Annotated in this window: 17 protein-coding genes; 12 read left to right on the forward strand and 5 right to left on the reverse strand. The window is 45.3% G+C overall.

Annotated elements, in window-relative coordinates; genetic code table 11:
• Window positions 1-212 precede the first annotated feature (212 nt).
• Window positions 213-1,520, reverse strand: a complete 1,308-nt coding sequence (locus OW491_RS11385; protein ID WP_290036071.1) for a Na+/H+ antiporter NhaC family protein — start codon at window positions 1,518-1,520, stop codon at window positions 213-215.
• Between the two features lie 336 nt (window positions 1,521-1,856).
• Window positions 1,857-2,438 (reverse strand): YecA family protein, encoded by a 582-nt coding sequence (locus tag OW491_RS11390; protein ID WP_075171987.1) that lies wholly within the window; start codon window positions 2,436-2,438, stop codon window positions 1,857-1,859.
• Window positions 2,439-2,545: 107 nt separating this feature from the next.
• On the opposite strand from OW491_RS11390, the gene recQ reads away from it, so the two are divergent.
• Window positions 2,546-4,666, forward strand: coding sequence for a DNA helicase RecQ (gene recQ / locus OW491_RS11395; protein ID WP_290036073.1), 2,121 nt, complete (start codon window positions 2,546-2,548; stop codon window positions 4,664-4,666).
• A 22-nt stretch (window positions 4,667-4,688) separates the two neighbouring features.
• The gene (locus tag OW491_RS11400) at window positions 4,689-5,468 is read left to right on the forward strand and encodes a hypothetical protein (RefSeq protein WP_290036075.1); all 780 of its coding nucleotides are present in this window, start codon (window positions 4,689-4,691) and stop codon (window positions 5,466-5,468) included.
• Between the two features lie 156 nt (window positions 5,469-5,624).
• Here OW491_RS11400 and gltA read toward each other — a convergent pair whose 3' ends face one another.
• Window positions 5,625-6,902: a citrate synthase gene (gene gltA / locus OW491_RS11405; protein ID WP_075171990.1), complete on the reverse strand. Its 1,278-nt coding sequence runs from the start codon at window positions 6,900-6,902 to the stop codon at window positions 5,625-5,627.
• Window positions 6,903-7,318: 416 nt separating this feature from the next.
• On the opposite strand from gltA, the gene sdhC reads away from it, so the two are divergent.
• The 9 genes from sdhC to sucD all read left to right on the forward strand — a co-directional run bounded on the left by sdhC (window position 7,319) and on the right by sucD (window position 18,555).
• On the forward strand, window positions 7,319-7,696 hold the full coding sequence (gene sdhC, locus OW491_RS11410; protein WP_075171991.1) for a succinate dehydrogenase, cytochrome b556 subunit: 378 nt from the start codon (window positions 7,319-7,321) through the stop codon (window positions 7,694-7,696).
• A complete protein-coding gene (gene sdhD, locus OW491_RS11415; RefSeq protein WP_178968617.1) occupies window positions 7,690-8,037 on the forward strand; it encodes a succinate dehydrogenase, hydrophobic membrane anchor protein in 348 nt (115 codons plus the stop codon). The genes sdhC and sdhD overlap by 7 nt, the downstream gene beginning before the upstream one ends.
• 3 nt (window positions 8,038-8,040) lie before the next feature.
• Window positions 8,041-9,813 carry a succinate dehydrogenase flavoprotein subunit gene (sdhA, locus tag OW491_RS11420; protein WP_075171993.1) on the forward strand — a complete coding sequence of 591 codons (1,773 nt, stop codon included), beginning with the start codon at window positions 8,041-8,043 and terminating at the stop codon, window positions 9,811-9,813.
• A 12-nt stretch (window positions 9,814-9,825) separates the two neighbouring features.
• Window positions 9,826-10,530, forward strand: coding sequence for a succinate dehydrogenase iron-sulfur subunit (locus tag OW491_RS11425; protein WP_075171994.1), 705 nt, complete (start codon window positions 9,826-9,828; stop codon window positions 10,528-10,530).
• A 270-nt stretch (window positions 10,531-10,800) separates the two neighbouring features.
• Complete coding sequence (locus OW491_RS11430; protein ID WP_083609949.1) at window positions 10,801-13,632, forward strand: 2-oxoglutarate dehydrogenase E1 component; 2,832 nt, start codon at window positions 10,801-10,803, stop codon at window positions 13,630-13,632.
• 52 nt (window positions 13,633-13,684) lie between these two features.
• Window positions 13,685-14,905: a 2-oxoglutarate dehydrogenase complex dihydrolipoyllysine-residue succinyltransferase gene (gene odhB, locus OW491_RS11435; RefSeq protein WP_075171995.1), complete on the forward strand. Its 1,221-nt coding sequence runs from the start codon at window positions 13,685-13,687 to the stop codon at window positions 14,903-14,905.
• Window positions 14,906-14,942: 37 nt separating this feature from the next.
• Window positions 14,943-16,382, forward strand: a complete 1,440-nt coding sequence (gene lpdA / locus OW491_RS11440; RefSeq protein ID WP_075171996.1) for a dihydrolipoyl dehydrogenase — start codon at window positions 14,943-14,945, stop codon at window positions 16,380-16,382.
• 128 nt (window positions 16,383-16,510) lie between these two features.
• Entirely contained in the window at window positions 16,511-17,677 is a 1,167-nt protein-coding gene (sucC, locus tag OW491_RS11445) for an ADP-forming succinate--CoA ligase subunit beta (protein ID WP_075171997.1), read from the forward strand.
• Window positions 17,678-17,679: 2 nt separating this feature from the next.
• Complete coding sequence (sucD, locus tag OW491_RS11450; protein WP_075171998.1) at window positions 17,680-18,555, forward strand: succinate--CoA ligase subunit alpha; 876 nt, start codon at window positions 17,680-17,682, stop codon at window positions 18,553-18,555.
• 97 nt (window positions 18,556-18,652) lie between these two features.
• Here sucD and OW491_RS11455 read toward each other — a convergent pair whose 3' ends face one another.
• Window positions 18,653-19,207 carry a TIGR02281 family clan AA aspartic protease gene (locus tag OW491_RS11455; protein WP_290036080.1) on the reverse strand — a complete coding sequence of 185 codons (555 nt, stop codon included), beginning with the start codon at window positions 19,205-19,207 and terminating at the stop codon, window positions 18,653-18,655.
• 153 nt (window positions 19,208-19,360) lie between these two features.
• Here OW491_RS11455 and OW491_RS11460 point away from each other — a divergent pair, with 153 nt between their 5' ends.
• Window positions 19,361-22,315: a choice-of-anchor I family protein gene (locus OW491_RS11460; RefSeq protein WP_290036081.1), complete on the forward strand. Its 2,955-nt coding sequence runs from the start codon at window positions 19,361-19,363 to the stop codon at window positions 22,313-22,315.
• Window positions 22,316-22,382: 67 nt separating this feature from the next.
• On the opposite strand, the gene OW491_RS11465 is transcribed toward OW491_RS11460, so the two are convergent.
• Window positions 22,383-25,076 carry a DUF2339 domain-containing protein gene (locus OW491_RS11465; RefSeq protein ID WP_290036082.1) on the reverse strand — a complete coding sequence of 898 codons (2,694 nt, stop codon included), beginning with the start codon at window positions 25,074-25,076 and terminating at the stop codon, window positions 22,383-22,385.
• Between the last annotated feature and the right edge of the window lie 10 nt (window positions 25,077-25,086).

Raw genomic sequence — 25,086 nt, forward strand, 5'->3', positions numbered from 1 at the left:
AAAGAAAAAAGAATCAGAACGTGTAGGTGTGCTGCTTAGTTAAGAATACCGCGAAGCGCATTGAGCCAACATGATATTGATCATGTAAACAAGCTTAATGAGATTAAGAATTAAACGAAGGAGGTTGTTATAGGTAGGGAGCGGGTGTGAGATGAGGGTGAGGATGTTGTGAGCTTAGTACACCGACTAAGCTCACTTGGAAGCCCCAGCACTTATTGCGCGTGAGGGTGCTTTCTGAAAATTATAGTCCCAATAGCGACTAAACCAAGCAGCCAGCTGTAATGGATATTACCGATAATCAGTAAGGGTGATAAGCCAGCAATTGAACCCGCCAGTAATACTTGCGCACCGTAGGGTAGCAAGCCTTGCACAACACACGAGAATATATCTAATAAGCAGGCGCTGCGGCGGGGGTCAACGTGCTGCCTGTCTGCGATGTCTTTAGCAAGCCCTCCCGAAATAATGATGGCAACGGTGTTGTTTGCTGTGCACACATTTGTTAGTGCCACGGCGACACTAATTGCCGCTTCACCGGCACGAGTATGAGGCTCATTACCTCGCTTGTTAGTAAAGCGTTGGATTTGTTGAGCTAAAAATTCAAGTCCACCTTGCGCTTTCATCAGGGCACCTAGACCACCGATCAATAAAGACAAGATTAAGATCTCTTGCATTCCGGTATACCCAGCATAGATATCTTTAGAATACTGGGCAATTGAATAATCTGCCACGCTCAGCAAAGCGACAGCACCGGCTAAGATGATCCCCGTAAAGAGAACTAACAGGACATTCAACCCTGATATCGCTAATACAAGAACTGCAATATAAGGGATGACTTTCATAAAGTCATAGTCAGTCGCTTGTGTGATGGTCGCATCAGCGCCTTGAATATATAGCCAAAGCAATGTGAGGATGGCCGCAGGTAGGGCGATCAAGAAGTTCATACGGAACTTATCGCGCATAGCACAACCTTGGGAGCGGGTTGCCGCAATGGTTGTATCAGAAATGATGGACAGGTTGTCGCCAAACATAGCGCCACCTACCACAGCACCTATACATAGAGGCAGTGACAGGTCACTCGCTTCGCTAAGGCCTAAAGCAATAGGAGCAATCGCTCCAATTGTTCCCATTGACGTTCCCATGGCTGTTGCTACAAAGGCGGTTATGATAAATAAACCCGGTAGAACAAACTGAGATGGGATGATGCTTAGGCCAAAGTTTACCGTGGCGTCTACACCGCCAGCTGCTTTTGCGACGCTCGCAAATGCCCCAGCGAGTAAATAAATTAAGCACATTGTAATAATTGTGTTGTCGCCAACCCCATTAATAAAAGTCTCTAGGCGCTTATTCAGTGCACCTGACCCTAAGGCTAGAGCAAGAACAATAGCAGGCAAGATGGCGACGGGCGCTGAGATTTGGTAAAACGCGAAATCGACGTTTGCGGCTTGATAGTAGACACCACTACCGATGAACAGAGCTAAAAACAGTAATAAGGGTAGTAATGCGAGCGGGTTGGCTCTCATGTTGGGCTCCTGGATTGCAGAAACAGAGTCTATGGATTTAAGGCTTTGCTCTTTTGGAGTCTAAGCGCATAAGTAAGAAAGCTAGATATCGTTATACGGTTACACTCGATAGGAGTCGTGGCGCATAGCGGATCTACGAATTAAGTGGCGGCATTATACGGGTTAACACTAGCAGGGCTAATATCGATTAGATCTGAGTATTATACTAAAGGTTATAAATAAGGGGTTTTATATGCTTTTCTGCGATTTGGCGTTGTGTGAGAGAACGTATAGAGGTGAATAAATAGCCGCCAGTGAGACGGCTATCCGTTAGTGCTGCATCGTCACCCGAAAAGGTTACTTCTCTGGCGCGTGGAAGGCTAAGTATAGGTCTACCAATATGTCAGGGATTTCGTTAGCCATTTGATTCGCTAGGCGTTTGTTATTACGGATTTCGGTAAACTCAGGCTCATCAAACAGGTTAGAAGCCACCATAATTGGAAGCATAAGTTCTGCAGTGACTTCCTCTTTGTCTTCGTTGAACCAAGCGTCTTCTCTAAGGAAAACACCCTCCATAAAGGCTTGTGCCCAAATTTCGAGTTCAGCCTCTTCGTCGCCATCGCTTTCTAACGTGAGGTCGCAAGGCATTTCAAGTTCGGTATCGCTGTAAAGACTATTGTGTATTTCGTTTTTCCAGCGAACCAGTAACGCACTAATAGCGTCTTTTTGGCCCGGCTCGGACCAGTTAGGTTCGCCGTCGAAAATAGCCTCTTGCCATTCTTCGGTTGGGACCGGCTCAGGACAGATGCTAATTGCACTGAGAAATCCATGAATGCCGATCAGGTCTAGCGAGTCTTCTGATACTGACTCCGAGAAAATGAAAGTTTCTAAAAGGTCGAGTTCATCATCTGTCAGTGGATTGTTATTCGCATTAAACATGTTTTGTTCCTATGATCGGTGAGTGCTGGCTATTCTACTCTGAGATTTAATCAACGTCAGTGTTAATTTGAGATGACAGTGCCGTCTGCTTTGCGGATAATTTGCGCATGACTAATCAAGCGCTCCATGTTTTAAAAGAAGTATTCGGATACGATCAGTTTCGTGCACCCCAAGGCGATGTTATTCATTCTGTTTTGGGTGGGCAAGATGTGTTGGTAATCATGCCGACGGGTGGCGGGAAATCCCTCTGTTATCAGTTGCCGTCTTTACTACGCTCAGGCACTGGCATTGTTGTCTCGCCTTTGATTGCCTTGATGCAAGATCAGGTGGCCGCCTTATCTCAGCTTGGGATTCGTTCGGCTTGCCTTAATTCCTCTTTAGACTCAGTTATCCAAGCGGAAGTTGAACAGGCGCTAATTAATGGCCAGTTAGACGTGCTTTACATCGCTCCTGAGCGTTTAATGCAGCCACGTACCCTCGCATTGTTACAGCAGGCTGAGATTTCATTATTTGCCATTGACGAAGCGCACTGCGTATCGCAATGGGGTCATGATTTTAGGCCAGAGTACTTAAAGTTAGCAGCGTTGGGGGCTTCTTTCCCTGGTGTGCCGCGTATTGCCCTTACGGCTACCGCTGATCCTCGTACGCAGCAAGAGATCGTATCACGTCTTGGGTTGGTAGATGCGCATATTTATGTGCAGGGCTTTGACCGTCCTAATATTCGCTATCGTATCGCTCAGAAAAATCGTGCTCGTGAACAATTGCTGCAGTTTATTAAGACTGAGCACTCTCGTGATGCGGGTGTTGTGTATTGTTTGTCACGTAAGCGTGTAGAAGAAACATCGGCTTGGTTGGCGGATCAGGGCTTTAATGCATTGCCTTATCATGCAGGGCTCAGTAATGAGCTGCGCCAACATAATCAGCACCGCTTTTTAACGGAAGAGTCGGTGATTATGGTGGCCACGGTAGCGTTTGGTATGGGGATTGATAAACCTAATGTGCGTTTTGTTGCGCACTTGGACCTTCCTCGAAGCATTGAAGCGTATTATCAAGAAACGGGGCGTGCAGGCCGTGATGGTTTGCCAGCAAACGCTTGGATGGTCTATGGCCTTCAAGACGTGATTTTTTTACGGCAAATGTTAGAAGGCTCGCAAGCGCCTGAGCAATTCAAGCAAGTCGAGCGGCAAAAATTAGAAGCCATGTTAGGGTTTTGTGAAATCACAACGTGCCGACGGCAGGTGTTATTAAGTTACTTTGGTGAAGATGATCACGAGCCTTGTGGCAATTGTGATACATGTTTGGAGCCTGTGGCGCAGTGGGATGGTACGGAAGCGGCGCGCCAAGCGTTATCGGCCGTTTATCGAACGGGTCAGCGCTTTGGTGTTAATCATGTAGTCGATGTGCTCATGGGGAAGCGTACAGATAAGGTTGTGTCTGAAGGTCATGACAAAGTATCCACTTGGGGGATTGGTAAATCCTTGAATAAGGCTCAATGGCGCTCAGTTTTTCGGCAGCTGGTGGGCAGGGGATTGCTGCGAGTTGATCCCGATGGGTACGGTGTATTGCATTTAGCGGATATGTGTAGGCCTATCCTTAAAGGTGAAGCCTCTCTGATGCTGCGTGAAGATATTAAACCGGCCAATACAGGGCAAAGTAAAAGCCGTGTGCCTCAAAGCCAACTTAGCTCAGATGATTACCAGTTATGGGAAGCGCTTAAGCGTTTACGCAAGCAATTAGCCGATAATCAAGACGTGCCGCCTTATGTGATTTTTCATGATGCTACTTTGATGGAGATGGTGATGAATCGCCCGTCCACTCATCAGCAGTTACAGCGTATCAGCGGTGTCGGCGAGCGTAAGTTATCTCTTTATGGCGATGCGTTTCTGGAGGCTATCGCAGACCAAGCTAATGATAAACCATCAGCCGATGAGCAAGCACAAGAATCTGTGGTTTTGTTTAAAAGTGGCATGACAATAGATCAAGTTGCACGCATGCAAAAGCTATCGACCAAAGTGATTTATAACCATTTAGCCATGGGTATCGGTCGCGGCGAGTTGTCGGTGGAAGAAGTGGTAGACCTACCTTCAGCACAAATTATATCGATTGAGCAAGTGATTCAAGACTGCCAAGAGCAGTTTGGCCGTGCGTTGCAACCCGTGTATGAAGCTTTAGAAGGTGCGTATGAGTTGGGTGTGTTGATGTGCATAAGGCAAGGCTTAAAACGATAGCACAAGAGGTGAGTAATTTGTTGTGAAGGCGCTACGGATAGTTGTTTTATTAACGGTGTTAGTGTTCGTGGGCTTGAATGCGTATTTATCTAAAATACGTACCACCGATTGGCACGAATCGCTTTGGGTGGTTGTTTACCCGATTAATGCCGATGGCACTTCGTTAACGGATCAGTATATTGCCAGCTTAAACCAAGATACGTTTAATGATATTGAAGCTTTTTTTGATCGCGAAGCTAAGCGTTATCGCCTTGGGCTTGATAAGCCTGTTCGCGTTTTTCTATCTGATGAGCTGCACGCACAGCCGCCTGAACCTCCTATAAAACCAAGCATACTGGATAATATTTTATGGAGTTTGCAGATGCGTTTTTGGTCGTGGAGCAAAGACAACTGGCATGGGCCAGCCCCTGATGTGCGGATTTATATGCGGTTTTTTTCACCGGATAATCAACCCGTATTACGTCACTCATTAGGGTTACAAAAAGGGCTTATTGGTTTGGTTAACGCGTTTGCAGATTCCGAACAACAAGGGCAAAACAACTTAATTGCTGCACACGAGTTACTCCATACCGTGGGGGCTTCTGATAAATATGATCCTAAAACTAACTGGCCCATATGGCCGGACGGTTACGCTGAACCAACAAAAGAGCCGCTTTTTCCACAATCCGAAGCAGAAATTATGGGCGGTAGGGTTCAAATATCGCCCTCTATTGCGTTAATACCTCCATCGTTATCGCATGCTGTAATAGGCTCTGCTACCGCTATAGAGATTAATTGGCTCTCGCCTGAAGGGCAAAATTAGGTTGGACGGAAGGGGAAAGGGCAGCCGAATTGGGGATAAAGCCATCCTATGATTATTTTTTTGATCTTTTTAGATGAAACTTTACGTTTTTAATATAAGAAAAAGGATATAAAAAACCCGCACTCAAGGCGGGTTTTTTTTTGCAGGCTAAATTAATTATTTAGCTGGGTAGTCACGTTTTTTAGAGCCAGTATACAGTTGGCGAGGACGGCCAATTTTGTTCGGGCTGCTGTGGAACTCGCTCCAATGGGAGATCCAGCCGATAGTACGAGACAGAGCGAAAATCACCGTGAACATGTTAGTTGGGATGCCAATCGCTTTTAGGATGATACCTGAATAGAAGTCGACATTCGGGTACAGCTTACGTTTAACAAAGTACTCATCTTCTAGAGCAATTTGTTCTAGGCGCTTAGCTATTTTTAGCAGAGGATCGCTAATGTTGAGCTCAGCTAAAACCTCATCACATGTCTGTTTCATTACCTTAGCGCGTGGGTCAAAGTTGCGGTAGACGCGGTGACCAAAGCCCATCAGACGGAAGTTATCATCTGGATCTTTCGCACGTAAGATAAATTCATCGATATTCGACTCGTCGCCTATTTCTTCCAGCATAGTCAATACGGCTTCGTTTGCTCCACCGTGGGCAGGTCCCCATAATGCAGCGATACCAGATGAGATACATGCGAATGGGTTAGCGCCAGATGAGCCTGCAAGACGTACTGTTGATGTTGATGCGTTCTGTTCGTGGTCAGCATGCAACAAGAAGATACGGTCCATCGCTTTTGCGATAGTCGGGTTAGCTACATACTCTTCACAAGGGTTACCAAACATCATTTGCAAGAAGTTTTCAGCGTAGTCCAGACCATTTTTAGGGTACATGAACGGCTGGCCAATGCTGTATTTATAACACATTGCAGCAATGGTCGGCATTTTTGCGATTAAGCGGTACGCGCATACTTCGCGATGGTGGGCATCGTTGATGTCCAAAGAGTCGTGATAGAAGGCTGACAATGCTCCAACTACACCAACCATGATTGCCATCGGGTGAGCATCACGACGGAAACCGTTAAAGAAGTTACGCATCTGCTCATGAACCATTGTGTGGTTCTTAATGGTACTGATGAACGTTTCTTTTTGCTCAGGCGTAGGTAACTCACCATTGAGTAACAGGTAGCATACTTCTAAGTAATCAGAATGCTCAGCAAGCTGCTCAATAGGGTAACCGCCATGCAAAAGAATACCGTTAGCACCGTCGATATAGGTGATTTTTGATTCACATGCCGCTGTGGAAACGAACCCCGGGTCATAAGTAAATAAACCACTGCTTGTGAGTGGGCGAACGTCTATAACATCGGGTCCTTCAGTACCGGAATACACGGGTAATTCAATAACTTCTTCAAGACCGTCGACGGTTAAACGCGCTTTCTTATCAGCCATCAGGAGAGGCTCCTATCATTATGTTTGTATTTTTCTGACTCTACTTTTTAATAGGTCATTAAGTGAGTCTTGATCCAAGAGGGATTCGCCCAATATAGAGATTGAACGGAAATTGTCAATCTGGACACAATGCACTTTTTCTGCATTGCAGCAAAGGATTAGTGATTTTTACGCATAAAAGGTCAAGTGTTGTATAGGCTATTAGTTGTATATCGGGTGTTTTCATAGAATGTTAGTGCAGTAGACATTAGCATGAGAGTACGTTGCAGTGCGTTGTATTCTCAATATGAACTGTCTATACTTTCGACCCGAATATGCGTTTGAAGAGTTATGCGCATATTTTCTTCTGAGAAACAACTCTGAACACTTCCGAGCAACCTTGTCCAAAATGGGCAGCAAAAGTGTGAACTAGAGCCGTGAACAAAAAAAGACCTGTAAATTTAGATCTGCGTACAATCAAGCAGCCGCTTCCAGCGATTACATCCATTTTGCACCGTATCACAGGTATTGTCCTTTTCTTTGGCGCAATATTTATGATCTACGCATTAGGGCTGTCACTCGAATCTGAAGCTGGCTTTAATGAAGCTACTACCATGTTCGAAGAAAGTTTCTTTGCGAAACTAATCACATGGGGACTTATCTCTGCATTGCTATACCACATGTTTGCTGGTGTTAAGCATCTTATTATGGATGCGGGACATTTAGAGGAAATAGAAAGTGGTGCTATGGCAGCAAAAGTTACGCTGGCGTTAGGCGTAGCAGGCGTATTACTTGCGGGGGTTTGGGTATGGTAACTAGTATTACAAGCTTTGGCCGTAGCGGTTTATACGACTGGATGGTCCAGCGTGTAACGGCCGTAGTGTTATTGGCTTATACCGTCTTTATGATTGGATATCTGCTGTTTAATTCTGATATGGATTATGCACAGTGGAAGACACTATTCGATTGTACTTCAATGCGTATCTTTACCCTGCTAGCGATGTTATCAATGGTAGCTCATGCCTGGATTGGTTTGTGGTCAGTTACAACTGACTATATTAAACCTACTGGCCTACGCTTCGTTGTTCAGTCTGTTTGTGGTTTGTTGGCGTTTATTTACGTCGTTTGGGGTATTCAGATTCTGTGGGGTGTATAAAAGATGAGTAGTCTTCGCACACTAACTTTTGACGCAATTGTTGTTGGTGGGGGCGGCGCAGGTATGCGTGCTGCTTTGCAACTGGCGCAATCAGGCTTAAAAACTGCTTGTGTAACAAAAGTATTTCCAACCCGTTCTCATACGGTTTCTGCGCAAGGTGGTATTACTTGTGCAATCGCTAGTGCTGATCCAAATGATGATTGGCGTTGGCACATGTACGATACTGTTAAAGGTTCTGATTACATCGGTGACCAAGACGCTATCGAGTACATGTGTTCTGTAGGTCCTCAGGCTGTATTTGAGTTAGACCATATGGGTATGCCTTTTTCACGTACAGAAATCGGCCGTATATATCAGCGTCCATTTGGTGGTCAATCTAAAGGTCCTGATAACCCAACTCAGGCTGCACGTACGTGTGCCGCTGCTGACCGAACAGGTCACGCGTTATTACACACTTTGTATCAAGCAAACATGAAAGCCGGTACCACTTTCTTAAATGAATGGTATGCGGTCGATTTAGTTAAGAATGAAGACGGCGCGATCGTTGGCTGTGTTGCAATTTGCATTGAGACAGGTGAGACGGTTTACATCAAGGCTAAAGCAACCGTTTTGGCTACCGGTGGTGCTGGTCGTATTTATTCTTCTACAACCAACGCATTGATCAATACCGGTGACGGTATGGGTATGGCCATGCGTGCAGGTATCCCTGCGCAAGATATGGAAATGTGGCAGTTCCACCCAACGGGTATTTACGGAGCTGGTACGTTGGTAACAGAAGGTTGTCGTGGTGAAGGTGGTTACCTCATCAATAAAGACGGCGAGCGTTTCATGGAGCGTTATGCTCCAAACGCGAAAGACCTTGCAGGACGTGATGTTGTAGCTCGTTCTATGATCCTTGAGATCCTTGAAGGTCGTGGTTGTGGCCCTGACGGTGACCATGTGTACTTAAAATTGGATCACTTGGGTGAAGAAGTTCTGCATTCTCGTCTGCCAGGTATTTGTGAGTTGTCTAAAACCTTCGCGCATGCAGATCCAGTAAAAGAACCTGTTCCTGTTGTGCCGACTTGTCATTACATGATGGGTGGTGTGGCTACTAACGTTGGCGGCCAAGCAATCGCACCGGATAAAGATGGTAACGATACCATTGTTGAAGGTTTATTTGCGTGTGGTGAGGTAGCGTGTGTTTCTGTTCACGGTGCTAACCGCTTAGGTGGTAACTCGTTGCTTGACTTAGTCGTATTTGGTCGTGCAGCCGGTATCCAAATCGAGAAGCAAATGCGTGAAGGTTACCAAGTGAAAGACGCAACTGAGGCGGATATTGAACGTGCAATGGCGCGTCTAAATCGTCTTAATTCGTCCACTGGTGGTGAGCGTGTTGCTGATGTTCGTAAAGAGCTACAAGCTACTATGCAGCTTTACTTTGGCGTATTCCGCGATGGTGAAAGCATGCAGAAAGGTTTGGAGTTGCTTAAAGGTATTCGCGAAAAAATTAACAACTTGCATCTTGAAGATAAGAGCCAGTCTTTCAATACCGCTCGTATTGAAGCATTGGAACTTGAAAACTTGATGGAAGTTGCAGAAGCAACGGCTGTTGCTGCTGAAGTTCGCAAAGAGTCTCGTGGTGCGCATGCGCGCAACGACTTTACTGAACGTGATGATGAGAACTGGTTATGTCATTCGGTTTACTTCCCGATTGATAAAACAGTTGGCAAGCGCGCTGTAAACTTCGCGCCTAAGACTGTTCCTGCTTTCCCACCAAAAGTTCGTACATACTAAGCGGAGGTTGCTATGTTAGTTAGCGTATATCGTTACAACCCTGAGACCGATGATGCTCCGTACATGCAGGATATCCACATTGATATCCCTGGTGGTAAAGACATCATGGTCTTGGATTTGCTTAACTTGCTTAAAGAGAAAGATCCAAGTTTGGGCTACCGTCGTTCATGCCGTGAAGGTGTATGTGGTTCAGACGGTATGAATATGAACGGTAAAAACGGTTTGGCATGTATCACGCCTTTGTCGGCTGTTGTTACTAATGACAAATTGGTACTTCGTCCTTTGCCTGGCTTGCCAGTAATTCGCGACTTGGTTATCGACATGTCTCAGTTCTATAAGCAGTATGAGAAAATCAAACCGTTCTTAATCAATGATACACCGGCGCCAGCTATTGAGCGTCTTCAGTCTCCTGAAGAGCGTGCTGAACTAGATGGCCTATACGAGTGTATTTTGTGTGCTTGTTGTTCTACAGCGTGCCCATCGTTCTGGTGGAACCCTGATAAGTTCATCGGGCCATCAGGTTTGTTGCAAGCTTATCGCTTCTTGGCTGATACGCGTGACACGGCTACTCGTGAGCGTTTGGCTGAGCTGGACGATCCATTCTCGGTGTTCCGCTGCCATGGCATCATGAACTGTGTGAATGTTTGTCCTAAAGGTCTTAACCCGACTAAGGCAATCGGTAAAATTAGAAACATGCTGATTAATCAGGCGACTTAAGAATCTAACGGCACCCTAGGGTGCCGTTTTTTTTGGTTAATAAAGCCGCTTATGCTTCAAAACCGCTATTTTATTTAGAATACACGACTAATAGATATATAAAGGCGGTTTGAAAAGTCGTACAATGTCCCCGCATTTCCATGCATGCACGTGGTAATGTTGAGTGGTAACAACGGAAACAAAAGAAGGGGCGTCTGCGCATATTTCCTGTCGGGTATGGTGCAATCCCGGCTGCGTAAGAAAAGTCCCTCGAGCCAGGGTGATCAACTAATGCAAGAAGGCGTAATGGAGTTGCTTTGGAAAAATGCCCACCTCTATGGTGGTAATCTTTCCTATGTGGAGCAGCTATACGAAACATATCTGATGGATCCTAATGCCGTTTCGCAAGAATGGCGTGATGAATTTGATAAGCTGCCAAAAACCGGCGAATCAATTTCTCAGGATGTCCCTCACTCTCCTGTGCGAGAGCACTTCCTCTATCTTTCTAAAAACCAGAGCCGTTCTCATCCGGTCGAAGTTGCTAGTGTATCTTCTGATCATGAGAAAAAGCAGGTTCGTGTTTTACGAATGATCAACGCTTACCGTGTGCGCGGTCATCAAATGGCTGAAATTGATCCTTTGCATCAATTACAGCGTGAAGATGTTCCTGATTTGGCACTGCGTTTTCATGAGCTTTCAGAATCAGACTACGACACTACTTTCCAGCTTGGATCGTTGTTTTTTGGTACAGAAGAAGCTCCACTGAAGTCGATCGTTGAAGATCTGAAAAAGACTTACTGTTCAACAGTTGGTGCAGAATATATGCACATTGTTGATACTCAGGAAAAGCGTTGGTTGCAATCTCGTATTGAGCCAGTTAGAGCGCACCCTGAAGTAGAAGTCGAAAAGAAAAAGATGATTCTGGAGCGTTTAACTGCTGCAGAAGGTTTAGAAAAATACCTAGGTTCTCGTTACGCCGGTGCGAAGCGTTTTGGTTTAGAAGGTGGTGAGTCTCTCATCGTTTCTTTGAATACCTTAATACAGCGTGCAGGTAAGCAGGGTGCTAAAGAGATTGTAATTGGTATGGCTCACCGTGGCCGCCTGAATACATTGGTTAACATCTTTGGTAAAAACCCCGCTGAATTGTTCAGTGAGTTTGAAGGTAAGAAAACCCTTGATACATCTGGTGACGTTAAATACCACCAAGGTTTCTCTTCAAACGTTATGACAGAAGGCGGCGAAGTCCATATTGCTATGGCGTTTAACCCATCGCATTTGGAAATCGTAGCGCCGGTTGTTGAGGGCTCTGTTCGAGCACGTCAAGACCGTCGTGATGACACTGTTGGTACATCTGTAGTGCCTGTTAGCATCCACGGTGATGCAGCATTCGCCGGTCAAGGTGTCGTGATGGAGACGTTCCAAATGTCTCAAACGCGAGCTTACAAAACAGGCGGTACTATTCATATTGTTGTTAACAACCAGGTTGGTTTTACAACAAGCAAGCGTGAAGATGCACGCTCGACAGAATACTGCACAGATGTCGCTAAGATTGTTCAAGCACCCATTTTCCACGTCAATGGTGACGACCCTGAAGCTGTTCGTTTTGTGACTCAGGTTGCTGTTGATTATCGTAACGAGTTCCACAAAGACGTTGTTATCGACTTAGTTTGTTATCGTCGTCGTGGACATAACGAAGCGGATGAGCCGTCTGGTACACAGCCGTTGATGTATGCTGAAATTAAAAAGCATAAATCAGTTCGTGAGCTATATTCCGATGCCATGATTGCACAGGGTGTTGTTACTGCTGAAGAGAGCAAAGAGCTTGAGCGTAACTACCGTCAATCATTAGAGAATGGTGAGCACGTTGCGTTATCACTCGTCAAAGAGCCTAACACAGAGCTGTTTGTCGATTGGAAGCCTTACCTAGGCCATAGCTGGTCGTTTGATTGCGATACAACCGTTGATATCAAATTGCTGCAAGAATTAGGTAATAAGATTTGCCAAACTCCTCAAGGCTTTACAGTTCAGCGCCAAGTTCAGAAGATCATTGATGATCGTTTGAAAATGGCAGCAGGTGCGATGGAGCTTAACTGGGGTATGGCTGAATCATTAGCTTACGCCACTATGTTAGCGCAAGGGCATCCTGTTCGCTTGACTGGCCAAGACGTAGGTCGCGGAACGTTCTCGCATCGTCATGCTGTTCTTCATGACCAAAAAACAGCAGAAACGTATGTGCCTTTAGCTAATTTATCTGAAGGGCAGCCACGTTTAACCCTGTATGACTCGTTATTATCAGAAGAAGCTGTGCTGGGATTTGAATACGGCTATGCCACAACTATGCCTAACTCAATGGTTATTTGGGAAGCGCAGTTTGGTGATTTCGCTAACGGCGCTCAGGTTGTAATTGATCAGTTCATTACAAGTGGCGAGCATAAATGGCAACGCTTGTGTGGTTTAACTATGTTATTGCCTCATGGTTTTGAAGGTCAGGGTCCGGAGCATTCATCTGCACGTCTTGAGCGCTTCTTACAAATGAGTGCAGAACATAATATTCAAGTGTGTACGCCAACTACACCTGCACAAATTTATCATTTATTACGTCGTCAGATCATTCGTCCGCTGCGTAAGCCGTTAATTGTAATGTCTCCTAAGAGCTTGTTGCGTCATAAGCAAGCAGTATCTACTTTGGAAGACTTGGCTGAAGGTAGCTTCCAGCCTGTCATTCCTGAAACGGATAACCTCGATCCTAAGAAAGTAAAACGTGTCGTCCTATGTGGCGGTAAGGTATATTACGATCTTTATAATCGTCGTGCTGAACTCGAAAAGGATGATGTTGCTATCGTTCGTATCGAGCAGCTTTACCCGTTCCCAGAAGATATTCTTGCTGAGACAATCAAAGATTACACTAACCTCGAATCAGTTGTGTGGTGTCAAGAAGAGCCTATGAACCAGGGTGCATGGTACTGCACTCAGCATCATATGCGCGCTTCATTGAAGATGCACAATCCTGCGTTGCAATTGGAGGGCGTTGGCCGTCCTGCCGCAGCGGCTCCAGCGGTTGGTTACATCTCTGTTCACGTTGAGCAGCAAGAAAAATTGGTTAACGACGCCATTAACGGTTAATGATCAAGCTGCCCCTCGGGGGCGGCTTTCTGAGTATAGTTAAGGAATGCACATGTCCATCGAAATTAAAGCTCCTACTTTCCCTGAATCGGTTGCGGATGGCACCGTCGCTACATGGCACAAGCAGCCAGGCGAAGCATGTTCAGCAGATGAACTGATTGTTGATATTGAAACAGATAAAGTTGTATTAGAAGTGGTTGCGCCAGAAGACGGTGTAATCAAAGAAATCCTCAAGGGCGAAGGCGATACCGTTCTTAGTGATGAAGTAATTGCTGTATTTGAAGCCGGCGCTGCAGGCTCTGCTGCTCCAGCGGCTGATGCTTCACCAGCAGCTGACTCTGCTCCAGCAGGTGACGCTGATAAAGTAGGTCCAGCGGCTCGTAAGTTAATTGATGAGCACGGCCTCGATGCGTCTAAAATTCCTGGTACAGGAAAGAATGGCGGCATTACTAAAGAAGACGTCCAGAATTTCATGAATTCTGGTGCACAACCAGCGGCAGCAGCTCCGGCAGCGGCAGCTGCACCGGCTCCTGCAGCTCCAGCGGTTAGCGTTAATGTTGCAGCGGGTGAGCGTGTTGAAAAACGTGTTCCAATGACTCGCTTACGTGCAACTATTGCTAAGCGCCTAGTTGATGCGCAGCAAAATGCGGCCATGTTAACAACGTATAACGAAGTTAATATGAAGCCGATTATGGAATTGCGTAAGCAGTACAAAGATTTGTTTGAGAAAACGCATAACGGTACACGTTTAGGTTTCATGTCATTCTTTGTTAAAGCGGCAACTGAGGCACTAAAACGTTTCCCTGCTGTAAACGCATCTATCGATGGTAATGACATGGTTTACCATGGCTATCAAGATATCGGTGTTGCCGTATCTACAGATCGTGGTTTGATGGTTCCGGTATTGCGCGACACTGATAGCATGAGCTTGGCTGATGTTGAATCAACGATACGCGACTTTGGTCTTCGCGGTCGTGACGGTAAGCTGGGTCTAAATGATATGCAAGGCGGTACGTTTACTATCACGAACGGTGGTGTATTCGGCTCGTTAATGTCTACGCCAATCTTGAATCCGCCACAAACGGCTATCTTGGGTATGCACAAAATCCAAGACCGCCCAATGGCTGTAAACGGTCAGGTTGAAATTTTGCCAATGATGTATCTGGCACTGTCTTACGACCATCGTATGATTGACGGTAAAGAAGCGGTACAATTCTTGGTGACAATCAAGGACTTGCTGGAAGATCCAGCACGTATGCTTCTTGACGTTTAATGTACACCCGTAATCAACGAAATTAATAGGTAGATCAATGTCACAGAAATTTGATGTTATCGTTATTGGTGCAGGCCCTGGTGGTTATGTTGCTGCAATTCGCGCTGCACAATTAGGTTTGAAAACAGCATGTGTTGAAAAATGGGTTGATGAAAAAGGTGCTGCTGTTTTAGGTGGTACTTGTTTAAACGTTGGTTGTATTCCTTCTAAAGCGTTACTGGAATCAACTCACAAGTTCCATGAAGCGGCTCATGATTTCTCTGTTCACGGTATTAATGCTGGTGACGTCCAAATGGACGTTAAACAGATGGTCGCTCGCAAAGATAAGATCGTTAAAAACTTAACCGGTGGTATTACTGGGTTGTTCAAAGCGAACGGTGTAACTACCCTGCAAGGTATGGGTAAGTTGTTAGCTGGTAAGCAAGTTGAAGTGACTGCAGCTGATGGCACGGCGACCGTATATGACGCTGATAACGTTATTTTGGCTTCTGGCTCCGTACCTGTTGAGATTCCACCAGCTCCGTTAACAGAAGGTTTAATTCTTGATAACGCAGGTGCACTTGATATCTCTGAAACACCAAAGCGTTTGGGCGTTATTGGTGCCGGTGTAATCGGTCTAGAGATGGGTTCAGTATGGGCTCGTTTGGGTACAGAAGTAACTGTACTGGAAGCAATGGATTCTTTCTTAGCACTAGCGGATCAAGATGTAGCTAAAGAAGCGGCTAAGCTGCTGAAAAAGCAAAATCTAGACATCAAGTTAGGTGCACGTTGCACAGGCACAGAAATTATTGACGGCAAAGAAGTGAAGGTTAAATTCACTGATGCTGAAGGCGATAAAGAAATCATCGTAGATAAGCTCATCGTTGCTGTTGGCCGTCGTCCACAAACAAACGGTTTGTTGGCTGGTGATTCTGGCGTTAAGCTTGATGAGCGTGGTTTTATCTTTGTTGATGAAAACTGCCGAACAGAGGTTCCAGGTGTTTACGCAATCGGTGATAGCGTTCGTGGACCTATGTTGGCTCATAAAGCATCTGAAGAAGGCATTATGGTTGCAGATATCATTGCAGGTCATAAAGCCGCTCTTAACTATGATGTTATTCCTAACATCATTTACACGTACCCTGAGTTGGCTTGGGTTGGTAAGACTGAGCAAGAACTGAAAGCGGAAGGTGTAAAAATTAAAGTCGGTAAATTCCCATTTGCAGCAAATGGCCGTGCTATGGCGTCTAACGCTACAGATGGCTTTGTAAAAATGATTGCCGATGAAGAAACTGATCGTGTATTGGGTGTTCATATCGTAAGCGCTATTGCTTCTGAGTTGATTGGCCAAGCGGCTATCGCTATGGAATTCTGTTCAAGTGCAGAAGACCTACAGATGACTGTTTTTGCTCACCCTACAGTCAGTGAAGCAATACACGAAGCTGCATTAGCTGTGGATAATCACGCTATCCATATGGCTAATCGTAAAAAGCGTTAAATTAGTACATATTCATAGTTTCGGCCGAACCACAAGTTCGGCCGATATTGCGAGAGCTTGTCATAAGCCTTGTGGCCCCGGAGGGCAAACCCTTCGGATTTATCAGTGACAACACAACGGACTAGAGCATGAATCTTCACGAGTACCAAGGCAAACAACTGTTTGCTCAATATGGTCTGCCAGTATCTAAAGGTTACGCGGTAGACACTCCAGAGGCAGCGGCAGAAGCTGCTCAAAAAATCGGTGGTGATAAATGGGTTGTTAAAGCTCAGGTTCACGCAGGCGGCCGCGGTAAAGCGGGCGGCGTAAAGCTGGTTGAAACACCTGAAGCGGCAAAAGAATTTGCTGCTAACTGGTTAGGTAAGAACTTAGTAACTTACCAAACTGACGAAAACGGTCAGCCAGTTTCTAAAATTTTAGTTGAAACATGCACAGACATCGCTCAAGAATTGTACTTGGGTGCGGTTGTGGATCGTTCTACTCGTAGCATCGTTTTCATGGCATCTACTGAAGGTGGTGTCGAAATCGAGAAGGTTGCTGAAGAAACTCCAGAGAAAATCCTTAAAGCGTCTATCGATCCGCTAACAGGCGCTCAGCCTTATCAAGCGCGTGACTTAGCGTTTAAGCTTGGTCTAGTTGGCGATCAAATCAAACAGTTCACTAAGATCTTCCTAGGTCTGGCGAAAATGTTTGAAGAAAAAGATTTGGCTCTTTTAGAAATTAACCCTTTGGTTATTACTGAAGCTGGCAACCTTCATTGCCTAGACGCCAAAATCGTTATCGATGGTAACGCTATTTACCGTCACAAAGATCTTCAAGAAATGCACGATCCTTCACAGGATGATGAGCGTGAAGCTCGCGCTGCAGAGTGGGATCTTAACTACGTTGCGCTAACAGGTAACATCGGTTGCATGGTAAACGGTGCTGGCCTTGCAATGGGCACAATGGACATCGTTTCTTTACACGGTGGTTTCCCTGCTAACTTCCTAGACGTTGGTGGTGGTGCAACTAAAGAACGTGTTACTGAAGCGTTTAAAATCATTCTGGAAGACACAAAAGTTAAAGCCGTTCTGGTTAACATCTTTGGTGGTATCGTTCGTTGTGACTTGATTGCAGACGGTATCATTGGTGCAGTTCAGGAAGTAGGTGTAACTATTCCTGTCGTTGTACGTTTAGAAGGTAACAACGCAGAATTGGGTGCGCAGCGTCTAGCAGAATCTGGTTTGGCTATCATCGCTGCAACAAGTTTGACTGATGCTGCTCAACAAGCAGTTAAAGCAGCGGAGGGTAAATAATAATGGCCATTCTGATTAACAAAGATACTAAAGTTATCTGTCAGGGTTTTACTGGTGGTCAGGGTACTTTTCACTCTGAGCAAGCTATTGCTTACGGTACGCAAATGGTTGGTGGTGTTACACCAGGCAAAGGCGGTACTGAGCACCTTGGTTTGCCTGTATTCAATACGGTTGCTGAAGCTGTAGAAGCTACGGGTGCTGATGCATCTGTGATTTACGTACCTGCTCCGTTTTGTAAGGATTCTATCCTTGAAGCAGCTAATGCGGGTATCAAGCTGATCGTATGTATCACTGAGCACATTCCTGTAATGGATATGTTGCAATGTAAAGTGAAGTGCGACGAGCTAGGTGTGCGTTTAATCGGCCCTAACTGCCCAGGTGTTATCACTCCGGGCGAATGTAAAATTGGTATCATGCCTGGCCACATTCACTTGCCAGGTAAAGTAGGTATCGTATCTCGTTCAGGTACACTAACTTACGAAGCTGTTAAGCAAACAACTGATGCTGGTTTCGGCCAATCAACTTGTGTTGGTATCGGTGGCGACCCAATCCCAGGCTCTAACTTTATCGATATTCTAGAAATGTTCGAAAAAGATCCTAAGACTGAAGCGATCGTTATGATCGGTGAAATCGGTGGTAGTGCTGAAGAAGAAGCGGCTGCTTATATCAAAGCTAACGTAACTAAGCCTGTAGTATCTTACATCGCTGGTGTAACTGCACCTGCTGGTAAGCGTATGGGACATGCTGGTGCGATCATCTCTGGCGGTAAAGGTACAGCAGATGAGAAGTTTGCTGCACTTGAAGATGCTGGTGTTAAAACGGTTCGCTCTTTGGCAGATATCGGTGTTGCATTAGGCGAGATTACTGGCTGGAAATAATTCAGTGAGTTTGGCTCGTTAAAAAAGGCAGCTTAGGCTGCCTTTTTTGTATCTATTTTTTGCTGTGGTTTGGGTTTCTTTTTCCTAGCGGCAATAATTACAGCTGCGTGTCGATATGGGTCTGTGTTGGAACACTTAATGTTAATGTGTTTCCTAGCTGCCTTAATTCAAGATATTTGAGAAAGCTCATACCCAGTAATACAGTATCGCCATCCATATAAGGGTTGATGTGAGCCTCAACATTTTTTAGCACAATGTTTCCTAATTGCACTTGTTCAAGGTTCGTGCGGTGTACGGAAATACTTCCGTTCGCAGTCGACACACGTGTGCTTGCGCCGGCTTCTAACTTTAATTTGTTGGCGATATTTTCTGGGATGCTTAACACGGTAGCGCCGGTGTCTAATAAAAAGACAACAGGTTGCTGATTGATCATGCCAGTTGCAACGTAATGTCCTTGTCGATTTCTATTCAAAATGACAGGTTCGGCATTGGTATGAGATGTCATCAAGTACTGGTTTGGGTTTCTTTGTTTTTCCAGCCAGTTACTAAAAAACATGGTGAGCATTATTAATGCAATAATCCATGTTAAGTAGCGCATGATAGATGACATTTTATCGATGGTAGAAATAACCGCTCTCCCTTTTTGAAGCATTTATAATGTTTAGAAGATTCTCAGATTTTAAAGTTCATTTATCGATTAAATTTAATCGTTTTGTTGCGTCATCTAACCGTCATATTTCTGTATCCTTTTAGACATCTGCTCTGATTAAACTCGATCTTTTTACTAAGCATCCTTGGAGTAGATATGCGCTTTCAGCACACGGTTTTAGCAACAGCTATTACGTCGGCATTATTGGTCGGTTGTAATTCGTCAGATGATGATTCGTCCTCTTTTTCTTTAGATGTGGCTCAAGGCTCTGTCGCTTCTCTTAATGTAGATGCTGATTTGCAAGTCGTCACCTATGAGAAAGATGGTGTTGAGGCGAGCTTGCCGTTAACCATAGGCTATGGCAGCGGTGCATACCACGCGTCGGCTGACAGCGCATCAGAGTTTTATACCATCACGGATCGAGGCCCTAATATAGCGTGTGGTGATTCTGCGAATATATTGGGTGTGGATGAGTTATGTGGCGCGGGCAATGAAGACGGTAAAATTTTCCCAGTCGCTGATTTTGCCCCGATGATTGTAAAGTGGAAGCTATCTGGAACACCGGGGAATTACTCGGCTGAGGCTATTGAGACCATTACTCTGAAAAAAACAGACGGTACAGTGGTCAGTGGTTTGACGAATGACTTAGTTTCAACGGGCACTGAAGGTGCGTTTGATTTAACTGGGGCTTCTTTAGATTTTGATAATAATGGATTAGATCCGGAAGCGCTGGTTAAGTTAAGTGATGGTACTTTTTGGATTTCTGAAGAGTATGGGCCGTCCATTGTGCATGTTAGTGCAACGGGTGAAATCATCGAGCGCGTAGTACCTGCGTCAGTAGCAGCGGATTTATCAGATGCGGGTTACCCCGTCAGTGGTGCGCTGCCGGATGTATTAAAAAAGCGCAAATTAAACCGTGGCATTGAGTCTATCGCACTGTCTCCAGATGAAGATGCTTTATATTTTGCCATGCAAAGCCCGTTAGCCAACCCAGATGCTGATGCCTATAAAAGCTCACGTCACTTGCGTGTTTTTAAGTATGCTCTAAATGCTGATGGCTCCTTAGGTGCTCAAGCTGGTGAGTATGTTTACGAGTTAGATTACCCACAAAGTTTTGCTGATACTGAAGGTAATGGCGATGTTTCTACTAAGCAAAATAATGTCAAAGTGTCAGAGATGCTTGCGATCGGGGATGACGATTTAGTAATTTTAGAGCGTATCACTAATACGACAAAGCTCTATCGTATTTCGTTGGCCACTGGTGACAACATTATGTCTACGGACATTAGTGACGCTACGGTTATGGCTCCCGAAAGTGATGAATCAAAAACGTTAGAACAAGTATTTGATCCATCAGCATTGGATGCAGTACCCGTTACTAAAGAGCTTGTATTTAACTCCTTGACTGACATGCCGTCTGATTCTAGCTTGCCAGCTAAAGTAGAAGGTATCGCGTTACTGGATGCGGATCATCTGCTGCTCATCAATGACAACGATTTTGGTATTGCTGGCGAAGAATCCATCATTACTATTTTACCTACTCCTGCGGCAATGAAAGCCACGGCAGCTCCTCAACGTTTATCAATGTCGGTTGTTGGCCGCTATGAGTCAGGTGTTTTTGATGAAAGCGCCGCAGAAATTGTTGACTATCATGCGGCTTCTGAACGAGTGTTTGTTGTTAACGCTAATAACAAAAAAGTCGATATCTTAGACTTGTCATCTTTGACTAACACTTCTGTTGATAACGCTGTTGCTTTAAACAACCTTGCTTTGGTTGGTACATTGGACGTTCAAGCGGATGTGACAAGTGTTGAATTAGGGGCCGCAAATAGTGTGTCGGTTCATGATAACTTACTGGCTGTAGCGGTTGAAAACGACGACAAACAAGCTAACGGCATCATTGCTTTTTACGATGTTAGTGGGGCAACGCCAAGCTTTATTAGTTTTGTAACAGTGGGAGCTTTGCCCGATATGGTTAAGTTCACACCCGACGGGACTAAGGTATTGGTAGCCAATGAAGGCGAGCCAAACAGTGATTATACAGTGGATCCAGAAGGGTCAGTTTCTGTTATCTCTGTGACTAATGGCGTTCCGGCAACGACTGCTACTACATTAGATTTTACGGCGTTTAACGTGGGCGGCAGTCGTCATGATGAACTGTCTAACGAAGTTCGCATATTTGGCCCCGGTGCGACTGTTGCTCAAGATTTAGAACCTGAATATATCGCTATTAACTCTGATAGCAGTAAAGCATTTGTTGCTCTGCAAGAGGCAAATGCTATAGCTGAGCTTGATTTAGAAACGCTATCTATCACTGCCATTTATGCGCTGGGTACAAAAGACTTCTCAGAGGCAGGTAATGAGATAGATGCAAGTGATAAAGATGATGCTATCAACTTCGCATTGCATGAGGGCGTGGTTGGTATGTATCAGCCTGATACGATTGCAACGATGTCTTACATGGGTATGGATCTCGTGTTTACGGCGAACGAAGGTGATTCACGCGATTACGATGCTTACTCGGAAGAAGAGAGAGCAGAAGACCTCATTGATGGTAACTTGCTAGATGCTGATAATGCCTCATATGCGGCGGCGCAAGATGAGGAACAGTTGGGGCGTCTGAAAGTCACTACTGCAACGGGCGATACCGATGGTGATGGTGATATTGATGTGATCCACAATTACGGAGCGCGTTCGTTCTCAATTTGGGCTGATGGAATGCAAGTGTTTGACAGTCATTCAGACATTGGGAAAATTACAGCGGGCCGCTTAGGGTTGCTATTTAATGGCGAAGATAAGCGCAGTGATGATAAGGGCGCTGAGCCAGAAGCAATGACCTTAGGGACCATTGGTGAACGCACGTATGCTTTTGTAGGGTTAGAGCGTACAAGCGGTATTATGGTTTATGACGTTACTAATCCGTACGGTGTTCAGTTTGTCGATTACGTTGAGAATATCGACCGTAGCCTCGATGAAGAAGTACAGGGTGATGTAGCGCCAGAAGGCATGCGATTTATTAGTGCAGAAGAAAGTCCGAATGGTAACCCATTATTGGTTGTTGCTAACGAAGTGTCCGGTAGTACCACGGTATATCAGTTAACGTTGCAATAATTAGCGGTTTTATTCCCACATAATAAAAAGGCGCCTTAAGTGAGCGCCTTTTTATTGTCGGCATCCTTTATTCAGTTTCCCTCGGCTGTGCTGTATTTGATCCAAAGCCTATTTTTTGATGCAGTAAGGCTATTCCTAATAAGCATAAACCTAGACCAAGGAAGGACGTGACCCGTAACAGGCCACTGAGACCTGACATATCAATAAGGAAAATCTTAGCCACTACACACATGAGTACTAGCATACCTGTACGGTAAATAAGCGCGGATTTAACCTGTATCGCTAGGGCTAGAATGGCAATGCTAATACCTAACCACACCATGGAGTAAGTATAGAGCTCACCTTGCTCTGTTCCATCACTGATTAGCATCGCTGCGCCGTGCCAAAGGTGCCGTATTTCTAAGTTGATTAACAGGAAACTACTAGCGGCTACTAATCCTAATAAAACTTTTGAAAGCCGTTTTGGTAACGTGAAGTAAGCAAGTACCAGTAAGATAGTTGGTAACAAATACATGAGTAGTAACGTATTAAAAATAGGGGTGTCAGTTAACCATGTGCTTTTGTGGAATAGTGGGTTGAACGCTAATACCGAGCCAAATAAGTAATTGGCTAGTGCTCCTATTAGCAGTGTACTGGCGGCTATCTGGTAAAGACGAATTAAGGAGCCGGACAGTGTGCTGCGATACCAATAAACTAAACCCAGTGAGCCCCATATTAATGTGTTTATAGCCGCCTCGCGCTGGGTAAAATCAAGATGGAAGACATCACCGCCATAAATTAGATAGCGAGTTTCAGCGATGACGGTTAACGATAAAAGGTGAAGTGAGGCGCCTTGCAGCCAACCTTGTAATTGGTTAGAGCTCGGCAGAAGCCGCCAAGCCAGAACGCTGCAAATAAAGGGCCCACCAAACACCCAAATTGGCCAATGCGGCGTTAATGCATAATTGGGTAAGTATGGATTTAGCGTGAGTCGTAAAACGATGCCGATGACGAGAAGCTTGACGCAAGGGACAAGCACGGGAATAGGATAACGGTTATTTAAATAGCATAGGCTAATAAGCTGGATTGACAGTGCGAGCGTTAAGTGTGCATCGGATAACAGAATAACAGCGGCTAACGAATATGCGAAGTGGGCGGCCAACAAGACAGATACGACCATTAAGTCTGACCAACGTACCTTGACCAATTGTTTGGCTAGCGCGGAGTAAAAAATTGCTAATATCAACGCCGCAGTGGCCCATTGCCAATCATTCGCAAAGCCTTCTAAGCGTAAGTAAGCCAAGCTCATCATAACTACTGGAGTCAATGTCGCTAGGGCGCTCCAATAGCCTTGGAAACGAGTTTGAATTAAATTCCAGTAAGCGCCTAAGGCTGAAATGATACTTATGCCAATTAACAATTGAGCAATAGTCGCTTGCGGTAAAAGTCGAACATAGTCAGGAGACCAATAGCCTAAAGCGGCTACTAGGGTAAATCCAGTAATGGCTAATAGCGGTAAAAATGCCACGCTAGGGCGTTGTTTGCAGATGAAGAAAAGGAGTCCAAAAAAGGCCATCGCAATAATTTTGTCGGCGGTACTAAGTGTGTGCTGCATACCGACGGTCAGCCAAGCCAACGTGAGTAGGGCAAGCACTCCATTCGTATAAATTTCATCGGGCGCAAGGCGTTTATATTGTCGATACAGTGCGTGCCAAATCGTGCGGCTGTTTGGTAGAGTATCGTGTTGGTTCAGCGCCCAATTGCCGGTACGTATAGCCAGTACTGAATAACCCATGACTATTAAATAGCTCAGTAATATAGAGAGTGAAACTGATTCATTGTAGGCAATGAGCCACCAAGCGGTAGATGCTAGGATAACGCCAACCCATAACCACCGACGAAAAACATAGCGAAAGAGGGCGAAGGCAGACAGCGTAATAATGGCACTGTAGATGAGCGCTCCTGCCACATTATTGCTGCCGGTATTAACGAGGATAGGAACGATATAAGCGCCTAAAATACCAATTGCCGCAAGCACCGGTCCATAGACTAAGGCTAGTAGCATAGTGCCTATTGAAATACAGGCGAGAAGAATAAACACGAGAGTCGGAGAGAAAAGGTTGTAAAGGTGCAGTGCAGCCAATATTGCAGCATATAACGTAATACTTGCGCCGCCCGCTAATGCCGCAACCGCGTCGCTATTAAAGTTAAGCCGGCCTTTGAGCCAAAAAGCTAGCCCGTGGAAGCTAATTCCCATGAAAATAGCTAGCGCAATTCGAGCCTCAGGCCCCAGTAAGCCTTGATCGATTGAGTATTTAACTAAGAAAATCCCAGACAAACCTACACATAAACCGCCGACCCAGGTTAGCCAGTTTTGTTTTAAATGCTTAAAAAAAGCTGATGCTTGTTGGGAGGTAACGTGTTGTGCGCGGTCGCTAGCTGCGCCAGCATTGGTTGAACCTTTGGCCTGTTGTGGTGACGAGGGTTGCCAGTGATCATAAGCGGGGCGCGTATCCTCGCGAGGAGCCTCATCGGAGGCGGGTTCAACCTCCTTGTTGGCTAAGGTTTGGTCAGTATTTTGAGCAGTATCAACCAAAGGCCTTTGTTGGGCGGGCTTGATGACTGGCTGCTTTGTTATTTGAGTCAGTTTTTGCAGTTCAGCTTCCAGGTAGCTAACACGTTGGCGTAGGTCTTTAGTTCGAAAGAAAGCAACCCAACCACCGATGACGCCCAGAAAAACTAAGAAAACGACGAGTAAAAACAAGGTTACCAGTTCATCCATGGGCGTGTAT

It is taken from the genome of Neptunomonas sp. CHC150, from assembly GCF_030397555.1.
Classification (GTDB): domain Bacteria; phylum Pseudomonadota; class Gammaproteobacteria; order Pseudomonadales; family Balneatricaceae; genus Neptunomonas; species Neptunomonas phycophila.

Coding starts and splice junctions, on each gene's coding strand:
- OW491_RS11385 (WP_290036071.1), bottom strand. CDS start 1,520: ATGAGAGCCAACCCGCTCGCATTACTACCCTTATTACTGTTTTTAGCT.
- OW491_RS11390 (WP_075171987.1), bottom strand. CDS start 2,438: ATGTTTAATGCGAATAACAATCCACTGACAGATGATGAACTCGACCTT.
- recQ (WP_290036073.1), top strand. CDS start 2,546: ATGACTAATCAAGCGCTCCATGTTTTAAAAGAAGTATTCGGATACGAT.
- gltA (WP_075171990.1), bottom strand. CDS start 6,902: ATGGCTGATAAGAAAGCGCGTTTAACCGTCGACGGTCTTGAAGAAGTT.
- sdhD (WP_178968617.1), top strand. CDS start 7,690: ATGGTAACTAGTATTACAAGCTTTGGCCGTAGCGGTTTATACGACTGG.
- sdhA (WP_075171993.1), top strand. CDS start 8,041: ATGAGTAGTCTTCGCACACTAACTTTTGACGCAATTGTTGTTGGTGGG.
- OW491_RS11425 (WP_075171994.1), top strand. CDS start 9,826: ATGTTAGTTAGCGTATATCGTTACAACCCTGAGACCGATGATGCTCCG.
- OW491_RS11430 (WP_083609949.1), top strand. CDS start 10,801: ATGCAAGAAGGCGTAATGGAGTTGCTTTGGAAAAATGCCCACCTCTAT.
- odhB (WP_075171995.1), top strand. CDS start 13,685: ATGTCCATCGAAATTAAAGCTCCTACTTTCCCTGAATCGGTTGCGGAT.
- lpdA (WP_075171996.1), top strand. CDS start 14,943: ATGTCACAGAAATTTGATGTTATCGTTATTGGTGCAGGCCCTGGTGGT.
- sucC (WP_075171997.1), top strand. CDS start 16,511: ATGAATCTTCACGAGTACCAAGGCAAACAACTGTTTGCTCAATATGGT.
- sucD (WP_075171998.1), top strand. CDS start 17,680: ATGGCCATTCTGATTAACAAAGATACTAAAGTTATCTGTCAGGGTTTT.
- OW491_RS11455 (WP_290036080.1), bottom strand. CDS start 19,207: ATGCTTCAAAAAGGGAGAGCGGTTATTTCTACCATCGATAAAATGTCA.
- OW491_RS11460 (WP_290036081.1), top strand. CDS start 19,361: ATGCGCTTTCAGCACACGGTTTTAGCAACAGCTATTACGTCGGCATTA.
- OW491_RS11465 (WP_290036082.1), bottom strand. CDS start 25,076: ATGGATGAACTGGTAACCTTGTTTTTACTCGTCGTTTTCTTAGTTTTT.